Here is an 18,243-nt window from a genome sequence, read left to right on the forward strand (position 1 = left end):
CCCCGGAGAACCTGATGAAAAAACTCAAACTGGTGATGATCGGCAATGGCATGGCCGGGGTCCGCACCCTCGAAGAACTGCTCAAGCTGAGCAACGAGCTGTACGACATCACCGTCTTCGGCGCCGAACCGCACACCAACTACAACCGCATCCTGCTCTCACCGGTGCTGGCCGGTGAGCAGACCTTCGAGGAGATCGTGCTCAACGACCTCGACTGGTACCTGGAAAACCACATCAAGTTGCTGCTCAACCGCAAAGTGGTGCAGATCGACCGGGTCAAACGCCGCGTGATCGCCGAGGATGGCACCGAAGCCGAATATGATCGCCTGCTGATCGCCACCGGCTCGACGCCGTTCATCCTGCCAATCCCCGGCAACACCCTGCACGGCGTGATCGGTTATCGCGACATCGCCGACACCCAAGCGATGATCGACACCGCGAAAACCCACAAACACGCGGTGGTCATCGGCGGTGGTCTGCTCGGTCTCGAAGCCGCCAACGGCCTGATGCTGCGCGGCATGCACGTCACTGTAGTGCACATAGGCGAATGGCTGCTGGAACGGCAACTGGACAAAACCAGCGGACAACTGCTGCAAAGCGCCCTCGAATCCCGTGGCCTGCACTTCCGTCTGTGCGAGCAGACCCAGGCCTTGCACGACGCCGGCAATGGCCGGGTCGGCTCGGTGCAATTCAAGAATGGCGACATCATCCCCGCTGATCTGGTGGTAATGGCCGCCGGTATTCGTCCTAACACCGAATTGGCGGAAAAGGCCGGCATCCCGTGCAATCGCGGCATCCTGGTCAACGACACCCTGCAAACCTACGATCCGCGCATCTACGCCATCGGCGAGTGCGCCAGCCACCGTGGCATTGCCTACGGTCTGGTCGCGCCATTGTTCGAGCAGGCCAAGGTCTGCGCCAACCACCTCGCACAACTGGGCTTCGCTCGGTATCAGGGTTCGGTTACCTCGACCAAATTGAAAGTCACCGGCATCGATCTGTTTTCTGCCGGCGATTTCATGGGCGGCGAAGGCACGGAAACCATCACCCTCTCCGACCCGATTGGCGGCGTGTACAAAAAACTGGTGATCAAGGATGACGTGCTGGTCGGCGCCTGTCTGTACGGCGATACGGCCGATGGTGGTTGGTATTTCCGCCAGATTCGTGAGAATCACGCCATCGGCGAGATCCGCGATCACCTGATGTTTGGCGAAAACGCTTTGGGCGACGTAGGACATCAGGGCCAGGACAAAGCCATGGTCATGGCCGACACCGCCGAAGTCTGCGGCTGCAACGGCGTGTGCAAAGGCACCATCGTCAAAGCCATTCAGGAACACGGCCTGTTCAGCGTCGACGAGGTGAAGAAACACACCAAAGCGGCCAGCTCCTGCGGCTCTTGCGCCGGGCTGGTCGAGCAGATCCTGATCAACACCGTCGGCGGCGCGGCCGACGTCAAACCGAAAAGCGAAAAAGCCATCTGCGGTTGCAGCGATCTCAACCACGGGCAGATTCGCCAAGCCATTCGCGAGCAGCATCTGCTGACCATCGCCGGCACCATGAGCTACCTCAACTGGCGCACGCCGAATGGTTGCGCAACGTGCCGCCCGGCTCTCAACTATTATCTGATTTCCACTTGGCCCGGCGAAGCCAAGGACGATCCGCAATCGCGCCTGATCAACGAGCGTGCGCACGCCAACATCCAGAAGGACGGCACTTACTCGGTGGTACCACGGATGTGGGGCGGCGTGACCAATCCTTCGGAACTGCGGCGAATTGCCGACGTGGCCGACAAATATCAGGTGCCGATGGTCAAGGTCACCGGCGGTCAGCGCATCGATTTGCTCGGCATCAAGAAGCAGGATCTGCCTGGCGTCTGGAAGGATCTCGACATGCCCTCCGGCCACGCCTACGGCAAATCCATCCGCACTGTGAAAACCTGCGTCGGTAGCGAGTTCTGCCGCTTCGGCACGCAGAACTCGACGCAACTGGGCATCGAGCTCGAGCACGACCTGTTCAACATGTGGTCGCCGCACAAAGTAAAACTGGCTGTCTCCGGATGCCCACGCAACTGCTCGGAAGCGGGGATCAAAGACGTAGGAATCATCGGTGTCGACTCCGGTTGGGAGATGTACATCGGCGGTAACGGCGGGATCAAAACCGAAGTCGCCGAATTCTTCGTCAAGCTGAAAACCGCCGAAGAAGTGCGCGAATACAACGGCGCATTCCTGCAGCTGTATCGCGAAGAAGCCTTCTACCTCGAACGTACCGTGCACTACCTGCAACGGGTCGGCATGGAGCACATCAAAAAAGCCGTGCTGGAAGACCCGGAACGCCGCAAAGCCCTGAACGAGCGCCTGCAATTCTCCCTGTCGTTCGAACAAGACCCGTGGAAAGAACGTCTGGCGCAGCCGCAATTGAAGAAAGAATTCGACGTAATCCCCGTGAAAAATCTGGAGGTGCTGGCATGAACTGGCTCGATATCTGCGCCCTCGACGAGATCAATGCCCTCGGTTCGCGAATCATTGCCGGGCCGAAAGGTGACATTGCGATTTTTCGTACGAGCGACGACGAAGTTTTCGCCCTCGACGACCGCTGCCCGCACAAGGGTGGACCACTGTCGCAAGGCTTGATCTACGGCAAACGCGTGGCCTGTCCGCTGCACAATTGGCAAATCGACCTTGAATCTGGCGAAGCGCAGGCGCCTGACATCGGTTGCGCGCACCATCACCCGGCGCGGGTCGAAAACGGTCGTGTGCAACTGGCCCTGCGGGACGCCATCTGATGAACCGCCAGACGACCGCCTCGACCTGCTGTTATTGCGGGGTCGGCTGCGGCGTGCTGATCGAGCATGACGGCGAGCGCATCCTCGGCGTCAGCGGCGATCCGGCGCACCCGGCCAACTTCGGCAAACTGTGCAGCAAAGGCTCGACCCTGCACCTGACCGGCGACCTCGCGGCCCGCGCGCTGTACCCGGAACTGCGTTTGGGCAAAGGCCTGGCGCGCAGCCGCACGGATTGGGACACTGCGCTGGAACATGCCGCCAACGTGTTCGCCGAAACCATCGCCGAACACGGCCCGGACAGCGTGGCGTTCTATATCTCCGGACAGTTGCTGACCGAGGACTACTACGCCTTCAACAAACTCGCGCGGGCGCTGGTCGGCACCAACAACATCGACAGCAATTCACGCCTGTGCATGTCCTCGGCAGTGGTCGGCTACAAGCGCAGCCTCGGCGCCGACGCCCCGCCGTGCAGCTATGAGGATCTGGAACTCAGCGATTGCGTAATGATCGTCGGCAGTAACATGGCCTACGCCCATCCGGTACTTTTCCGTCGACTGGAAGAGGCGAAGTCCCGTCGCCCACAGATGAAAGTCATCGTCATTGATCCTCGGCGCACCGACACCTGCGACCTCGCCGATCTGCATCTGGCGATTCTGCCCGGCACCGATGTCGCTTTGTTCCATGGGATTTTGCATCTGTTGTTGTGGGAAGACTGGATCGACCGCGACTTCATCAAGGCCCACACCGAGGGTTTGGCCGAACTGAAGAATCTGGTGCGTGATTACACCCCGCAAATGGTTTCGCAACTGTGCGGGATCAGCGTCGAACAATTGCAGCAGTGCGCCGAATGGGTGGGCACTTCGCGAAGTTTTCTGTCGCTGTGGTGCATGGGTTTGAACCAGTCCAGCGCTGGCAGCGCGAAGAACAGTGCGCTGATCAATCTGCACCTGGCCACCGGGCAAATTGGCCGTCCGGGTGCAGGACCTTTCTCTCTCACCGGTCAGCCAAATGCCATGGGCGGACGCGAAACCGGTAGTTTGTCGAATCTGTTGCCGGGTCATCGTGACGCGGCCAACCCTGAACACCGCGCCGAAGTGGCGGCTTATTGGGGTGTGGATCAACTGCCGGAAAGCACTGGTCTCAGCGCCATCGAACTGTTCGAGCAAGTGCGCAGCGGCAAGATCAAGGCGTTGTGGATTGCCTGCACCAACCCTGCGCAATCGATGCCGGATCAGAACTCGGTGCGCGCGGCACTGGAAGCTTGCCCGTTTGTGGTGTTGCAGGAGGCTTTTCGCACCACCGAAACCGCTGCGTTCGCAGATCTACTGCTGCCTGCTGCCAGTTGGGGCGAGAAGGAAGGCTCGGTAACCAACTCCGAGCGACGCATTTCCCACGTACGCAAAGCCATCCTCCCACCGGGTGAGGCGCGGCCGGATTGGGCGATTACGGTAGATTTCGCGCAGCGTCTGGAGAAACGTCTGCGTCCCGTTGAACCGAGCCTGTTTGCGTTCAGCCAACCTGCGCAGTTGTTCGATGAGTTCAAAGGGCTGACGCATGGCCGCGATCTGGATATGTCCGGGATCAGTCATGCGCTGATCGACGAGATCGGACCGCAGCAATGGCCCTTCCCCGTCGGCGCCCGCGTAGGAACACCACGACTGTACGGGGACGGTATTTTTCCTACGTCCACTGGCCGCGCTCATTTCATTGCCGACCCTTACCGCGCCGCCAAAGAACAGCGTGATGCACGCTTTCCGCTGACATTGATCACTGGCCGCTTGCGCGATCAATGGCACGGTATGAGCCGCACCGGCACGGCGGCGCAACTGTTCGGGCATGTCAGCGAAGCGGTGTTGAGTCTGCATCCAGACGAAATGCGCCGGCACCGTTTGCAGCCGGGCGATCTGGTCAATCTGAAAAGTCGTCGCGGCGCAGTAATTGTTGCTGTCGGTAGTGATGACAGCGTACGTCCGGGACAAGCGTTTCTACCTATGCACTGGGGTGACCGGTTTCTCAAGGGCGGCGTGAACAGCCTGACCCTGCCGGCCTTCGATCCGTTGTCGAAACAACCGGAACTCAAACACAGCGGTGTGCGCCTGGAGCCGGTCAATCTACCGTGGCAGCTTTTCGCACTGATCGAGGGCGATGTTCAACGGCATTTCGAGACGCTACGACCGCTATGTGAGGCATTTTCCTACGTGAGTATCAGCCTTGTCGGACGTGAGCGGTCGGCGCTGCTGATACGCGCAGCGAGCAGCGAGGCACCGGATGCGCAATTGCTCAGTGAAATCGATCATTGCCTGTCACTGATCGACGGCCCGGTACTGGCTTACGACGATCCACGTCGGGCTATCGGCAAGCGCGTACGCATTGAAAACGGACGTATCACCGCGATTCGCCTGGCCGGCGAAACCCTCGCGCAGCATTGGCTGCAAGGCCTGTGGCTGGAGGGCCGGGCCGACGAACAACTGCGGCGCTGGTTGCTGGCGCCGATGAGTGCGCCACCGGGCAGCGTCGGTGTGCAGGCCAGCGCGGATAAAACCCTGTGCAACTGCAACAACGTCAGCCTCAACACAGTCTGCGCAGGCATCCGCCAAGGTCTGGATCTGCAGGGTTTGAAAAACAATTTGGGCTGCGGCACGCAATGCGGCTCGTGCGTCCCGGAAATAAAGCGTTTGCTGGCTGCCGAGTTGCAGCCGGTCGCCATCATCTGATGAGGAAAGCAGCATGAATGCAAAAGTCTGGCTGGTAGGCGCGGGCCCCGGCGATCCGGAACTGCTGACCCTCAAAGCGGTGCGCGCCTTGCGCGAGGCCGATGTGGTGCTGATCGACGATCTGGTCAATGACGCGGTGCTGGAACACTGCCCTGGCGCACGCATCATTGCCGTGGGTAAACGCGGCGGTTGTCGTTCGACACCGCAGGCCTTTATCCATCGGCTGATGCTGCGCTATGCCCGCCACGGCAAGTGTGTGGTGCGGCTCAAGGGCGGCGATCCATGCATTTTCGGCCGGGGCGGTGAAGAGGCGCAGTGGCTGCGTGAGCGCGGGGTCGAGGTGGAGCTGGTGAACGGCATCACCGCCGGGCTGGCCGGGGCAACGCAGTGCGATATTCCGCTGACGTTACGCGGTGTGGCGCGCGGGGTGACGCTGGTGACTGCGCATACTCAGGATGACAGCCAGTTGAACTGGCAGGCACTGGCGCAGGGCGGCACAACGCTGGTGGTTTATATGGGTGTTGCCAAGCTCGGCGAGATTCGCGATCAATTGTTGGCGGGCGGGATGGCGGCGGATACGCCGGTGGCCATGATCGAGAATGCGTCATTGCCTGAGCAGCGCGAATGCCGGAGTGATCTGATGAGCATGAGCGATGACGCAGGAATTTTCGGATTGAAGAGCCCGGCGATTCTGGTGATTGGTGCGGTGGCGGCGGCTGGTGAAGATCAAAAGATCGCAGCCTGCGGCAGCTCCTATAGGACGTATGCAGATTTCATGTAGGAGCTGCCGAAGGCTGCGATCTTTTAAAGCTTCAAAGCCAAATCGCAGGCAAAGAAAAGCCCGGCCTAAGCCGGGCTTTTCTCAGAGCGGCAGCTAATTACTTAGCTTGAGCTTCAACCTGCGCTTCTACGCGACGGTTTACAGCGCGGCCAGCTTCAGTTTTGTTGTCAGCAACTGGGCGGGATTCGCCGTAGCCAACAGACTGAACGCGGGACGATTCAACACCGTACTGGTTGGTCAGAACTTGCTTAACGGCGTTTGCACGACGCTCGGACAGTTTCTGGTTGTAAGCGTCAGGACCGACGGAGTCAGTGTGACCTTCAACAGTAGTGGTGGTGGATGGGTACTGCTTCATGAAGTCAGCCAGGTTCTTGATGTCGCCGTAGCTGTTTGGCTTCACAACCGACTTGTCGAAGTCGAACTTAACGTCCAGCTCAACACGAACAACTTCAGCAACTGCTGGGCAGCCGTCAGCGTCAACAGTTACGTTGGCTGGGGTGTCCGGGCACTTGTCAACGTTGTCGCAAACGCCATCGTTGTCGCTGTCGGAGCAGACTTCAGCTGGTGCTGGAACTGGAGCAGCAGCAGGCTTGGAGCCGCCACCGAAGTTCACACCGATACCAACGCTAGGAGCCCACTCGGTGTCGCCCTGGTCGATGTTGTATTGAGCTTCAACGCCAGCACGGGCGTAGAAGTTCTCGGTGAAGTACAGCTTGGCACCAGCGCCCAGGTTGGCGAAGGTGGAGCGGTCACGACCGCCGGAACCGTTCTGACCGATGCTCTGATCGGAGAAACCAGCCGATACGTATGGACGCAGCATGTCGCCTGGGTTGTTGAAGTGGTACAGAGCGTCCAGAGCGGTGTTCGCGCCCTTGATGTTACGACCGTCGTCGGAACGTACGTTGTGCACTTCGTCGTAGCCCAGACGCAGTTCAACGTCGTCGGTCAGGAAGTAACCGATCGAACCGCCGAACAGGTTGCCGTTGTTCTTGAAGTTACGAGCGCTGTCGAATTGTTCTTTCTTTGCGAAGCCTTCGATTTCAACTGCGCCTTGGCCTTGTGCCAGAGCGCCGAACGAAGTGGCGGCAATCAGAGAACCAATGGCCAAGCCCAAGGTGTTTTTCAGTTTCATCCGTTAAATCCCCATCTGGTGATTGTGAAGCAGTCCCGCAAACCGGGGGACAACTCGGCGGCAAGTCTATCAGAACTTGCCTACACGTAAGAGATATTTGCGCTGAACTAAGTTTCAGCAATGCCTGCAAATTTCTCACGCAATTTATCTAGAGCACGTTTGTAACGCATTTTTGTCGCACTCAAACCCATGTGCATGATGTCTGCGATCTCCTGAAATTCCAGCTCTGCGACAAATCGAAGCACCAGAATTTCGCGGTCAATCGGGTTCACATACACCAGCCAGCGATCAAGTCCGCCCTTCTCCTCGGGTTTCGGCGCCTTTTCTTCGGACGCTTCCTCGAGGGGGTCAAGACTCAATGCGTCCATCAAGCGACGCTTTCGCCGTTCCTTCCGATACTGCGTAATACATTCGTTGTACGTGATGCTGTAGAGCCACGTTTTGAACTTCGATTTCCCCTCGAAGTTCTTCAGGCCATACAGCACCTTCAACATGACTTCCTGACAGACATCGTCTGCGTCGCGATCGTTCCCAAGATATCTCGCACAAACGTTAAATAATGTTCGCTGGTAACGCCGCATCAGTTCTTCATAGGCGCGCGTTACGTGAAAAAGCTCGGTATGCGAGCGCGCGACCAACTCCTCATCAGAGAGCTCGCGGGGGTCGTAGCGCGTGGATAGCGTTTGGGCTTTATTCAAAACAAGTCGTGCCGACAGTCAGGTCAATGTCCACCGCAACCAGCATCAGCTGGCATTTTGCGGCGGCATACATTAGCAGGGTTTGCCGGATTAGCGGCTACTCACATGCTGTTCCAGCAGGATCCGATTGGAAAGAGAGACTAGCTCACCCTCATCGGTCAGCAATGTGGTTTTAACCGTGCCGATCTCTTCGATCTGGCCTTCGACCTCGCCAACACGCACTTGTTGCCCAACCTGATACAACTCACGCACATAGATTCCCGCAAGAATCTGACCGGCAATTTCCCGGCTTCCCAAACCCATGGCCAGCGCAACGGCCAGACCAACGGTAATCAAAACGATGACAATCACATGGTTCAGCAGGTCGGTCTTGACCTCAAGCTGACTGATCGCGACCGAGATGCTGATGATGATCACCAGCCCCTGAGCAATTCGCCCAAGCCCCGAAGCGTAGTCCAGGCCCACGCCTTCTGCCGCCCCGCGCACCAGGCCGTTGGCCAGTTGCGCGAGCAAAACACCTACCAGCAACACCAACGCCGCGCCGAATACTTTCGGCAAATAGAGCGCCAACATATCCAGCGTAGCCGAAACTCGCTCAAGGCCAAGAGATTCTGCTGCAGAAACCAGAAAAATCAGCAGAACGAACCAGTAAACGATTTTGCCGATCAGGGTCGAAATCGGGACTTGCAGCCCCGCCCGCGACATCAATTTAGTCAGGCCGGTGCCACCCATCAGGCGATCAAGGCCGAGTTTGGCGAGCAGCTTGGAGAGCAAGGTATCGAGCAGCTTGGCCACGACGAAACCCAACAGCAGCACGACCAGTGCGCCGAACAGGTTCGGGATGAAGTTGGCTACTTTGGTCCACAACGCAGTCATTGCAGTGACGAGGCTCTGAGTCCAGAGGTCGAGTTCCATATTCAATCAGCCTTATCAGCAGTGCGAGCGGTAGGTTTACGAAGACGGGAAACCGGCGAGACATGGGCCGATCCGTTATTCAGGGCGATCATCAGCGCGGGCAGCCAGCGGCCCAGCAGGCTGAACAGATCACCGGCGCCGACCTGGCGGTTGGCGGTTTTGAGTACGCGGCCCAGACAGGCATCGTCGTCGCGGCTGGACGGCGAAGCGTTGAGCATGTCGCGCAAAGACTGTTCAAACGGATCGTGCATACGCACCTCTCGTGATGTCTGTGAAAGACGCGGGCAGATTTGGTCGGGTCACATGCGCCATCGTCAGACCCAGCGCAAACGACGGAATAACCACCACTGACCGAAGGCCAGGGCGAGCACCGTCAAGCAGGCGATCAGGAACCCATAAGGGCTGCTGGAGAATGGAATTCCGCCAACGTTGATGCCCAGCAGACCGGTGATGAAACTCATCGGCAAAAAGATGCAGGTGATGATCCCGAAGCGGTACATCGTGCGATTCATGCGCTCGCTCAGGCGCCGGTCTTCAGCCTCCAGCACAAGCCCCACGCGCTCTCGGGTCAATTCGAGTTCTTCGAGATAGCGGGTCAGGCTGTTGTTCAATTCGTTCCAGTAATCGGCATCGTCATCGACAAACCACGGCAGTTTTATCCGCGTCAGTTGCCCGAAAATATCCCGCTGCGGCGCAAGAAAACGCTTCAACCCAGCGGCCCGGCGGCGGATGTGCAGAATGGCGCCATGCTCGGGGGTATACCGTTCGTCGGCATCCATTTTTTCTTCTTCCTCATCGGCGATTTCCGAGAGGCAAGTGACCAGATCCTGCACCTTGTTGGTGAGGAACTGCGCCAGATAGAGGATGAGTTCAGAGGCCGTTTTCGGACCTTTGCCGTCCGCCAATTGCACCAGTAATTCATCGGTGGCGCGCAATGGACGCAAACGCAGGGAAATCACCCGCTGAGCTGAAGCGAAAATCCGCACCGAGACCATGTCTTCCGGCTCGGCACCCGGATTGAGATTGACCCCACGCAGAAACAGCAGCAACTCGGCATCCGGCAACGGCAACAGGCGCGGTCGAGTGTTCTCTTCCAGCAGCAGATCGCAGGTGAATTCATTGAGACCGCTGGATTTGCGCAGCCAGGTCTGCGTTTGCGGATGGCTGCGATCCCAATGCAGCCACAGGCTTTCATGGGCCTGCAGCTGCAAATCGTCGAGCTCAGTCCGGGCTATCGAACGCGCACCGCCTTTTCCGTCCAGCACCAGGGCATGCACCAGCCCCCATTGCGCGTTTTCTTCCTCGAACATCCGCATCCCTTTGTCGAAAATCTTATTCAGGCATCTTCAGCGGACTCGGCGAGACGATCACGCCGTTGTTGTCCGCATAAATGTACTGGCCCGGGTGGAACGTCACACCGGCGAAAGTCACCGGGACGTTGAGGTCGCCGATACCACGTTTTTCGGTTTTCATCGGATGGCTGGCCAACGCCTGCACGCCCAGATCGGTCTGGGCAATCACATCGACGTCACGGATGCAGCCATAGATCACCAGCCCTTCCCAGCCGTTTTTAGCGGCTTTCTCGGCGATCATGTCGCCCAACAGCGCGCGACGCAGAGAACCGCCGCCATCGACCACCAGCACCTTGCCGTTGCCCTTGAGTTCAGCCTGTTCCTTGACCAGCGAGTTGTCTTCGAAGCATTTGATGGTCACGATTTCACCACCGAACGAATCACGGCCGCCGAAATTGCTGAACATCGGTTCCAGCACCTGCACCAGCTCCGGATAGGCGTCGCACAGGTCAGGCGTAAGGTAATGGTTCATCGAAAAACTCCTGTAACAAGGAAGACGATCAAGGATGACGCATTCTTTTGGGACGATCTCCGGCGGTCGCTGTTTACCTTAGTCCATCCCATGGTCGCTGAACGAACCTGAACAAACCCTGAAACGTAATAGCTAAACAGCCACCAAAAATGACCAGAACCGCACAATGCGTCATATCTTAGCCGCAAGCCAACCCGAACGAAATGCCCTTTTCAGGGCCTCCCTCTCAGACCGCAGCAGCCAAATCCGGCTTCTCGCCCAGCAATGGCGTGTGCTGATCGTTCAACCAGCGCTCCACCAACGGCCACACCTCAGTCTGCGCCGCTTTGCTCACCAACATCTCGACATGGCCGAAATTATCGTTGAAGCCCTGCTCGCGGCCCAGATTGATGAACTGCTTGTGCTCGGAGCCGATCTGCTCGAACAACTTGCGACAGGCCCACGCCGGATCCTGATGATCGCCTGCTGCAGTCACCGCCAGCACTGGCACTTGAACATCGGCCAGCCCCGCCCACCAATCTTTGTCCTTGTCGCCAAACCGGCCGAACAAGCCGTACCAGCGCATGCTTTCCAGTGCCAGACCGATCGGCTCATCTTCCGGTCCACGCTTGAGGCGCGAACCCGACAGTTGCGCAAAACGCTTGAGAATAAAGCGCCCGCTCCACTCCACCGGCGGAATTTTCAGCGGCCAGTAAGTGCGGCTGACTTGTGTGCCGAAAAACGCAGCCGAAGCCACGGCGGGTTCGCCAAGGTACTCACCACCGAGCGCGGCGGCCAAGGTGATGCCGCCCAGCGAATGGCCGATCCAGTGCGGAATCTGCCCGCTCTGCTCTCGCACGAACGCGGCAATCGCCGGCAGATCGTAACGGGCATAGTCGGCGACCCGATTGCGTCGGTATTCCTCATTGCGCTGCGACAAACCGTGGCCGCGCATCTCGGGGATCCACACGTCAAAACCCAGACGCGTCAAATAGGCACCCAGGCCCAGACCTTTCGGTGAAAACCAGAAGCGTCGATTGGAAAAACTGCCGTGCAGCAAAATCACCGGCACACCGCGAGGCGCCGAGTCATCGGCCATGCCCAAGCGGGTCACAGCGATTTCCACGGACCAGTCGGGACTGTTGCCGGGTTTCAGTCGATACACGTCTTCGCTCAGATCGCCGCGCCGTTCGGCGCTGATCAGGGCGACAGGAAACAGGTTGCTGCTGCTTTGCATAATGCTCTTGCACAAAAAAGGGCGGCATCTACAGGAGCCCGCCCTACTTCAATCTCAAAGCCCTGCCCTTGTAGGAGCGAGCCTGCTCGCGAAAGCGGCTTATCAGCCAACATCCATGGCGGATGTTGCTCCGCCATCGTCGGAACGCCGCCCGGAGCAGGCTCGCTCCCACAGGGGAAGCGGGCCGTTCACATACTCTTTAAGCTGGTGTCTGACCTTCGGCGAGGAAGAACCAGGTTTCCAGCACAGTATCCGGGTTCAGCGACACGCTTTCGATGCCCTGCTCCATCAGCCACTTGGCCAGATCCGGGTGGTCCGAAGGACCCTGACCGCAGATACCGATGTACTTGCCGGCCTTGTTGCACGCGGCAATCGCGTTGGCCAGAAGCTTCTTGACCGCCGGATTACGCTCGTCGAACAGGTGCGCGATGATACCGGAATCGCGGTCCAGACCCAGGGTCAGCTGCGTCAAGTCGTTGGAACCGATCGAGAAGCCGTCGAAGAATTCGAGGAATTCTTCAGCAAGGATCGCGTTGGATGGCAGTTCGCACATCATGATCACGCGCAGGCCGTTCTCGCCGCGCTTCAAGCCGTTTTCGGCCAACAGATCGACCACCTGGCTGGCTTCGCCGAGAGTACGGACGAACGGCACCATGATTTCGACGTTGGTCAGGCCCATCTCGTTGCGCACACGTTTCAGCGCGCGGCATTCGAGCTCGAAGCAGTCACGGAACGATTCGCTGATGTAACGCGAAGCGCCACGGAAGCCCAGCATCGGGTTTTCTTCTTCCGGCTCGTAGAGCTTGCCGCCGATCAGGTTGGCGTATTCGTTGGACTTGAAGTCCGACAGGCGCACGATGACTTTTTTCGGCGTGAACGCTGCAGCCAGGGTGCTGATGCCTTCCACCAGTTTGTCGACATAGAAGTCGACCGGGTCGTTGTAACCGGCGATACGCTTGTCGACGCTGTCCTTGATTTCCTGTGGCAGACCGTCGTAGTTCAACAGCGCTTTCGGGTGGACACCGATCATGCGGTTAATGATGAATTCCAGACGAGCCAGGCCGACACCGGCGTTCGGCAGTTGCGCGAAGTCGAAGGCACGGTCCGGGTTGCCGACGTTCATCATGATCTTGAACGGCAGCTCCGGCATGGCGTCGACGGAGTTCTTCTTGATGTCGAAGCCCAGTTCGCCTTCGAAGATGTAACCGGTGTCGCCTTCGGCGCAGGACACGGTCACGCCCTGGCCATCCTTCAGCAGTTGGGTGGCGTTGCCGCAACCGACCACTGCCGGGATGCCCAGCTCACGAGCGATGATCGCCGCGTGGCAGGTACGCCCGCCACGGTTGGTGACGATGGCGCTGGCGCGCTTCATCACCGGTTCCCAGTCCGGGTCGGTCATGTCGGAAACGAGCACGTCGCCCGGCTGGACTTTGTCCATCTCGGAGACGTCCTTGATGATGCGCACTTTACCGGCGCCGATGCGCTGGCCAATCGCACGACCTTCCACCAGCACGGTGCCGGTTTCTTTCAGCAGGTAACGTTCCATGACGTTGGCCTGGGTGCGGCTTTTCACGGTTTCCGGACGCGCCTGCACGATGTACAGCTTGCCGTCGTCACCGTCCTTGGCCCACTCGATGTCCATCGGGCAGCCGTAGTGTTTCTCGATGATCATCGCTTGCTTGGCCAGCTCGCTGACTTCAGCGTCGGACAGGCAGAAACGTGCACGATCAGCCTTGTCGACATCGATGGTCTTGACCGAACGACCGGCCTTGGCCTCGTCGCCGTAGATCATTTTGATGGCTTTGCTGCCCAGGTTGCGACGCAGGATCGCCGGACGACCGGCCTCCAGCGTGCCCTTGTGCACGTAGAACTCATCCGGGTTGACCGCGCCTTGTACGACGGTTTCGCCCAGACCGTAGGCGCCAGTGATGAACACCACGTCACGGAAACCCGATTCGGTATCGAGGGTGAACATCACGCCGGCGGTGCCGGTTTCCGAACGCACCATGCGCTGCACGCCAGCCGACAGGGCGACCAGTTTGTGGTCGAAGCCCTGGTGCACGCGGTAGGAAATGGCACGGTCGTTGAACAGCGAAGCGAACACCTCTTTGGCGGCGCGGATAACGTTTTCCACACCACGGATGTTCAGGAAGGTTTCCTGCTGACCGGCGAACGAGGCGTCCGGCAAGTCTTCGGCGGTGGCGGAAGAACGCACGGCCACGGCCACGTCAGGGTTACCGGCCGACAGCGCGGCGAACGCGGTGCGGATCTCGGCATTCAGTTTTTCGGGGAATTCGGCTTCCATGATCCATTGACGGATCTGTGCGCCGGTCTTGGCCAGGGCGTTGACGTCGTCAACGTCGAGCGCGTCGAGGGCTTGGTGGATCTGGTCGTTGAGGCCGCTCAGTTCGAGGAAATCACGATAAGCCTGAGCCGTCGTGGCGAAGCCGCCGGGGACCGAAACACCGGCGCCTGCCAGGTTACTGATCATCTCGCCCAGGGATGCGTTCTTGCCCCCCACATGCTCAACATCGTGTTTGCCGAGCTTATCGAGGGAAACTACGTACTCTACCAAGGTGATCTCTCCACTAACTGTGTTGGAAAAGCTCAGAAACCGGCGGCCCGGGGGAGCCTTGGCCGGTTGTATGGCCTGGACCTGGAAAATAAGTGAGAATGCGGGCCAGTCGCGGCCGGCAAATCGCGCCTATCATATCCAAGAATCGTCACTAGCTTAAGGCCCAAGGTGCAAATGAAACGATCTGCTTTCTTCATCTCCGATGGCACCGGCATCACTGCCGAAACCCTGGGTCAAAGCCTTCTGGCGCAGTTCGAAAACATTACCTTCAGCAAATTCACGCGACCGTACATCGACAGCGTGGATAAAGCGCGGGCCATGGTACAACAAATCAACAAAGCCGCCGAAACCGACGGCTTTCGCCCGATCATCTTCGACACCATCGTCAATCAGGACATCCGTGAGATTCTCGCAACCTCCAATGGTTTCATGATCGACATTTTCTCGACCTTTCTTGCCCCGCTTGAGCAGGAACTGACCGAGCATTCTTCCTACACCGTCGGCAAGTCGCACTCGATCGGGCACAACTCCAATTACATGGAGCGCATCGAGGCGGTGAACTTCGCCCTCGACAATGACGATGGCGCGCGCACGCACTATTACGACAAAGCCGATTTGATACTAGTGGGCGTGTCGCGATGCGGCAAAACGCCGACGTGTCTGTACATGGCCATGCAGTTCGGCATCCGCGCGGCCAACTATCCGCTGACCGAAGACGACATGGAGCGCCTGACCCTGCCGACGGCCCTGCGCGCCCATCAGCACAAGCTGTTCGGCCTGACCATCGACCCGGATCGCCTCACCGCGATCCGCAACGAGCGCAAGCCCAACAGCCGTTATTCGAGCTACGCCCAGTGCGAATTCGAAGTGCGCGAAGTGGAAAACCTGTTCCGCCGCGAGAACATCCCCAACATCAACTCCACGCATTTTTCGGTGGAAGAGATTTCGGCGAAGATTCTGGTGGAGAAAGGTGTGGAGCGGCGGTTCAAGTAGATTTGTGGTGTCTGGGCTGACGCCTTCGCGAGCAGGCTCGCTCCCACAGGGTTTTCGGGTGTTTGCACATTTTGCATTCACCCCAAACCCCTTGTGGGAGCGAGCCTGCTCGCGAAGAACGATTACACGGTGTCTGTTAATGCCTTGGCCAGAGCCTCAAAGCCCCCCAGCAACAAGCGATCATCCCCCACCGCATTGCACACACTCACCCGAATAAATTGCGGCACCGCTAAATGCCCGACCGCAAACGCCTCAGCGGTGGCCACCAGATAGTTGTTCTCCTTCAACTCCGCCGCAATCTGCGACGCCCGCCACAACTCAGGCACTTCCACCCAGAAGTGCGGGCTGTAAGGGTGAGTCCTGTAATTCAAACCCTGCAGAACAGGCCCCACCAAGGCCTTGCGCCGAGCAATTTCGCTGATCTGCTCGTCCAGCAAACGCTCGGCCATACCGCTTTCTATCCACAGGCTCGCCACTTCCATTGATAACGGATTGGCCATCCAGCACGTTGCGCGGATGGCGGCGCTCAAACGCCCGATCAACGCTTGCGGCGCATGCAGATAACCGACGCGCAAACCCGCCGAAACAGCCTTGCTCAGGCTGCCGATCAACACCGAACGTTCCGGCGCGAAATAACTCAGCGGCAACGGGCGCTGACGATCCAGAACCGCATGGGCTTCGTCTTCGATAATCAACAGATTGTGCTGGCGGCAGATATCGGCAATCGCCTCGCGCCGTGGGATCGACATCACAGCGGCTGTAGGATTCTGGATCGTTGGGGTGCAATACAGTGCAGAAACGCGATGCTGACGGCAGATTTCTTCCAGTGCCGACGGCACAAGTCCTTCGTCATCCATCGCCGCGCCAATGAGTTTTATCCCGAGCTGACGTGCGACTCCAATCAATCCGGGGTAGGACAAATGCTCGGTCACAACGGTGTCGCCGGCCTTGAGCAAACCCATCAGCGCGCACAACAAACCATGCTGACCACCGTTGACGCACAACACCTGATCGGCGTGCGGCACAAAAGCCTCGTGCTGCAACCACACCGCCCCCGCCACACGATGCCGCGCCAACCCGGCTTCAGCGGTGTAGCCGGTCAACTGCTGCAGCACCCGCGGATCGCTGGCCAGCTCCTGCAGGCTCTGGCTCATGAACGCCGCTTCCTGTGCGGGAATCGGCTGATTGCGGCTCATGTCGAAACAGGCTGACGGCTCATCGCTGACATTACGAAAGCCTTTGTCCTGCGGCCGCTCCATCCCGCGCTGACAGACGTAGGTGCCATCTCCGACACGGGCGACGACTAGTCCTACACGCTCCAGTTCACCGTAGGCCCGGCTGATGGTGCCGATGGTCACGCCCAGACTGTCGGCCAGCAATCGGTGGGGCGGCAACTTGCATCCCGCATCGATCACACCTTCGTCGATGGCCTGTGCGACCGCATCGGCCAAGCGTTTGTACTTCACGCCGACGCCATTGGCGAGGCCGTCACGGAGGATTGACACCATGGCAATACTTACTTTGACAGTCATTCTCGCCCCGAATAGCGTGCTGAAAACAGGTTCAATCAGAAATAGACCGTTTACGTGATCAGGTCAATTCCACCGCTCGGAGCACGCCACATGTCGACCGCTGTCAGCACACCGATGAATATCAGCAAACCCTGGCTCGCCGGATTGCTCACCAGCACGCTGTTTATGATCGTTTGCCTGAGTTGGGGCACGACGTGGCTGGGGATCAAGATTGCGGTGGAAAGCGTGCCACCGCTGACGGCTGCCGGATTGCGGTTTCTGATCGCTTTTCCGCTGTTCCTGAGCTTCGCGCTGTTGCGCAAGGAACCGCTGTTTTTTCCAAAGCAAAGTCGCGGGTTCTTTGTGTTCGTCACGCTGTCGTATTTCAGCCTGCCCTACTACCTGCTCAACTACGGCGAGATGCACGTGTCATCGGGCCTGACAGCGCTGCTGTTCAGCTGCATGCCGGTGTTTATCCTGTTGTTTTCCGCGCTGTTTCTGCGCGAGAAAATCTACCCGTCGCAGATGCTCGGTATCGCGATCGGCTTTGGCAGTCTGTTCATGATTATTCGCAGTCAGGGTCTGCATCTGGATCAGGCGGAATGGCTTGGCGTGTTGGCGATTCTGTGTGCGGCGGTGATGCATGCGCTGTGTTACGTGGTAACGAAAAAACATGGCAGCGCGATCAGCGTGATCACCTACAACACCCTGCCGATCGGTATCGCCGGGCTGATGTTATTTATTGTCGGCTTAAGCGTTGAAGCCCCGGAGTTTGCGCAGGTGACGGCACGTTCCTGGGGCGCCCTGCTTTATCTCGGGCTGGTGGCGTCGGTGGGCGGATTCATCGTTTACTTTTTACTGCTTAAACGCTTGAGCCCGATCATTCTGTCGTTCGTGTTTATCATTTTCCCGGTGTTCGCCGTGATCATCGGCGCCTGGTACGAGGGACAAACCCTGTCCCGGGAGCTGATGATCTATTCGGCGATTTTGTTGAGCGGTTTTGCGATCACCAAATTGCCCATCGAAAAATGGCGTACGCGGTCCGTGTAGGAGCTGCCGAAGGCTGCGATCTTTTGATCTTGTTTTTTACAATCAAAGTCAA

15 protein-coding genes are annotated in these 18,243 nt (G+C 58.6%); 6 read left to right on the forward strand and 9 right to left on the reverse strand.

Features of this window, described 5'->3' with window-relative positions:
• Positions 1-14 precede the first annotated feature (14 nt).
• From nirB to cobA, 4 genes are read left to right on the forward strand one after another with little or no spacing between them, the layout of a single operon-like run.
• Complete coding sequence (nirB, locus tag M5G26_RS09950) at positions 15-2,468, forward strand: nitrite reductase large subunit NirB (protein WP_273915200.1); 2,454 nt, start codon at positions 15-17, stop codon at positions 2,466-2,468.
• Positions 2,465-2,782 (forward strand): nitrite reductase small subunit NirD, encoded by a 318-nt coding sequence (gene nirD / locus M5G26_RS09955; RefSeq protein ID WP_016985592.1) that lies wholly within the window; start codon positions 2,465-2,467, stop codon positions 2,780-2,782. Before nirB ends, nirD begins: the two co-directional genes overlap by 4 nt.
• Positions 2,782-5,496, forward strand: a complete 2,715-nt coding sequence (locus M5G26_RS09960; RefSeq protein ID WP_273915201.1) for a nitrate reductase — start codon at positions 2,782-2,784, stop codon at positions 5,494-5,496. The genes nirD and M5G26_RS09960 overlap by 1 nt, the downstream gene beginning before the upstream one ends.
• 13 nt (positions 5,497-5,509) lie before the next feature.
• On the forward strand, positions 5,510-6,277 hold the full coding sequence (gene cobA / locus M5G26_RS09965) for a uroporphyrinogen-III C-methyltransferase (RefSeq protein WP_127926490.1): 768 nt from the start codon (positions 5,510-5,512) through the stop codon (positions 6,275-6,277).
• 97 nt (positions 6,278-6,374) lie between these two features.
• On the opposite strand, the gene M5G26_RS09970 is transcribed toward cobA, so the two are convergent.
• From M5G26_RS09970 to ppsA, 8 genes are all read right to left on the reverse strand, one after another.
• Positions 6,375-7,409: an OmpA family protein gene (locus M5G26_RS09970; RefSeq protein WP_016985589.1), complete on the reverse strand. Its 1,035-nt coding sequence runs from the start codon at positions 7,407-7,409 to the stop codon at positions 6,375-6,377.
• A gap of 107 nt (positions 7,410-7,516) precedes the next feature.
• A complete protein-coding gene (gene sigX, locus M5G26_RS09975; protein WP_011333251.1) occupies positions 7,517-8,107 on the reverse strand; it encodes an RNA polymerase sigma factor SigX in 591 nt (196 codons plus the stop codon).
• 90 nt (positions 8,108-8,197) lie between these two features.
• Entirely contained in the window at positions 8,198-9,022 is an 825-nt protein-coding gene (locus M5G26_RS09980; RefSeq protein WP_007916401.1) for a mechanosensitive ion channel family protein, read from the reverse strand.
• Positions 9,023-9,024: 2 nt separating this feature from the next.
• Complete coding sequence (locus tag M5G26_RS09985) at positions 9,025-9,273, reverse strand: hypothetical protein (RefSeq protein ID WP_008076827.1); 249 nt, start codon at positions 9,271-9,273, stop codon at positions 9,025-9,027.
• Positions 9,274-9,336: 63 nt separating this feature from the next.
• Entirely contained in the window at positions 9,337-10,332 is a 996-nt protein-coding gene (locus tag M5G26_RS09990; RefSeq protein WP_160057059.1) for a zinc transporter ZntB, read from the reverse strand.
• Positions 10,333-10,354: 22 nt separating this feature from the next.
• On the reverse strand, positions 10,355-10,846 hold the full coding sequence (gene rraA, locus M5G26_RS09995; protein ID WP_034152872.1) for a ribonuclease E activity regulator RraA: 492 nt from the start codon (positions 10,844-10,846) through the stop codon (positions 10,355-10,357).
• A 226-nt stretch (positions 10,847-11,072) separates the two neighbouring features.
• A complete protein-coding gene (locus M5G26_RS10000; RefSeq protein ID WP_150694844.1) occupies positions 11,073-12,062 on the reverse strand; it encodes an alpha/beta fold hydrolase in 990 nt (329 codons plus the stop codon).
• 199 nt (positions 12,063-12,261) lie between these two features.
• A complete protein-coding gene (gene ppsA, locus M5G26_RS10005) occupies positions 12,262-14,637 on the reverse strand; it encodes a phosphoenolpyruvate synthase (RefSeq protein ID WP_007916410.1) in 2,376 nt (791 codons plus the stop codon).
• Positions 14,638-14,811: 174 nt separating this feature from the next.
• Here ppsA and ppsR point away from each other — a divergent pair, with 174 nt between their 5' ends.
• A complete protein-coding gene (ppsR, locus tag M5G26_RS10010) occupies positions 14,812-15,630 on the forward strand; it encodes a posphoenolpyruvate synthetase regulatory kinase/phosphorylase PpsR (RefSeq protein ID WP_007916411.1) in 819 nt (272 codons plus the stop codon).
• Positions 15,631-15,752: 122 nt separating this feature from the next.
• Here the strand turns inward: ppsR and M5G26_RS10015 are convergent, their stop codons facing one another.
• The gene (locus M5G26_RS10015) at positions 15,753-17,162 is read right to left on the reverse strand and encodes an aminotransferase-like domain-containing protein (protein ID WP_273915203.1); all 1,410 of its coding nucleotides are present in this window, start codon (positions 17,160-17,162) and stop codon (positions 15,753-15,755) included.
• A 114-nt stretch (positions 17,163-17,276) separates the two neighbouring features.
• Between M5G26_RS10015 and M5G26_RS10020 the strand changes: the two genes are divergently transcribed.
• The gene (locus tag M5G26_RS10020) at positions 17,277-18,191 is read left to right on the forward strand and encodes a DMT family transporter (RefSeq protein ID WP_191625214.1); all 915 of its coding nucleotides are present in this window, start codon (positions 17,277-17,279) and stop codon (positions 18,189-18,191) included.
• Positions 18,192-18,243: the final 52 nt, after the last annotated feature.

Source organism: Pseudomonas sp. TNT2022 ID642 (assembly GCF_028656995.1).
Classification (GTDB): domain Bacteria; phylum Pseudomonadota; class Gammaproteobacteria; order Pseudomonadales; family Pseudomonadaceae; genus Aquipseudomonas.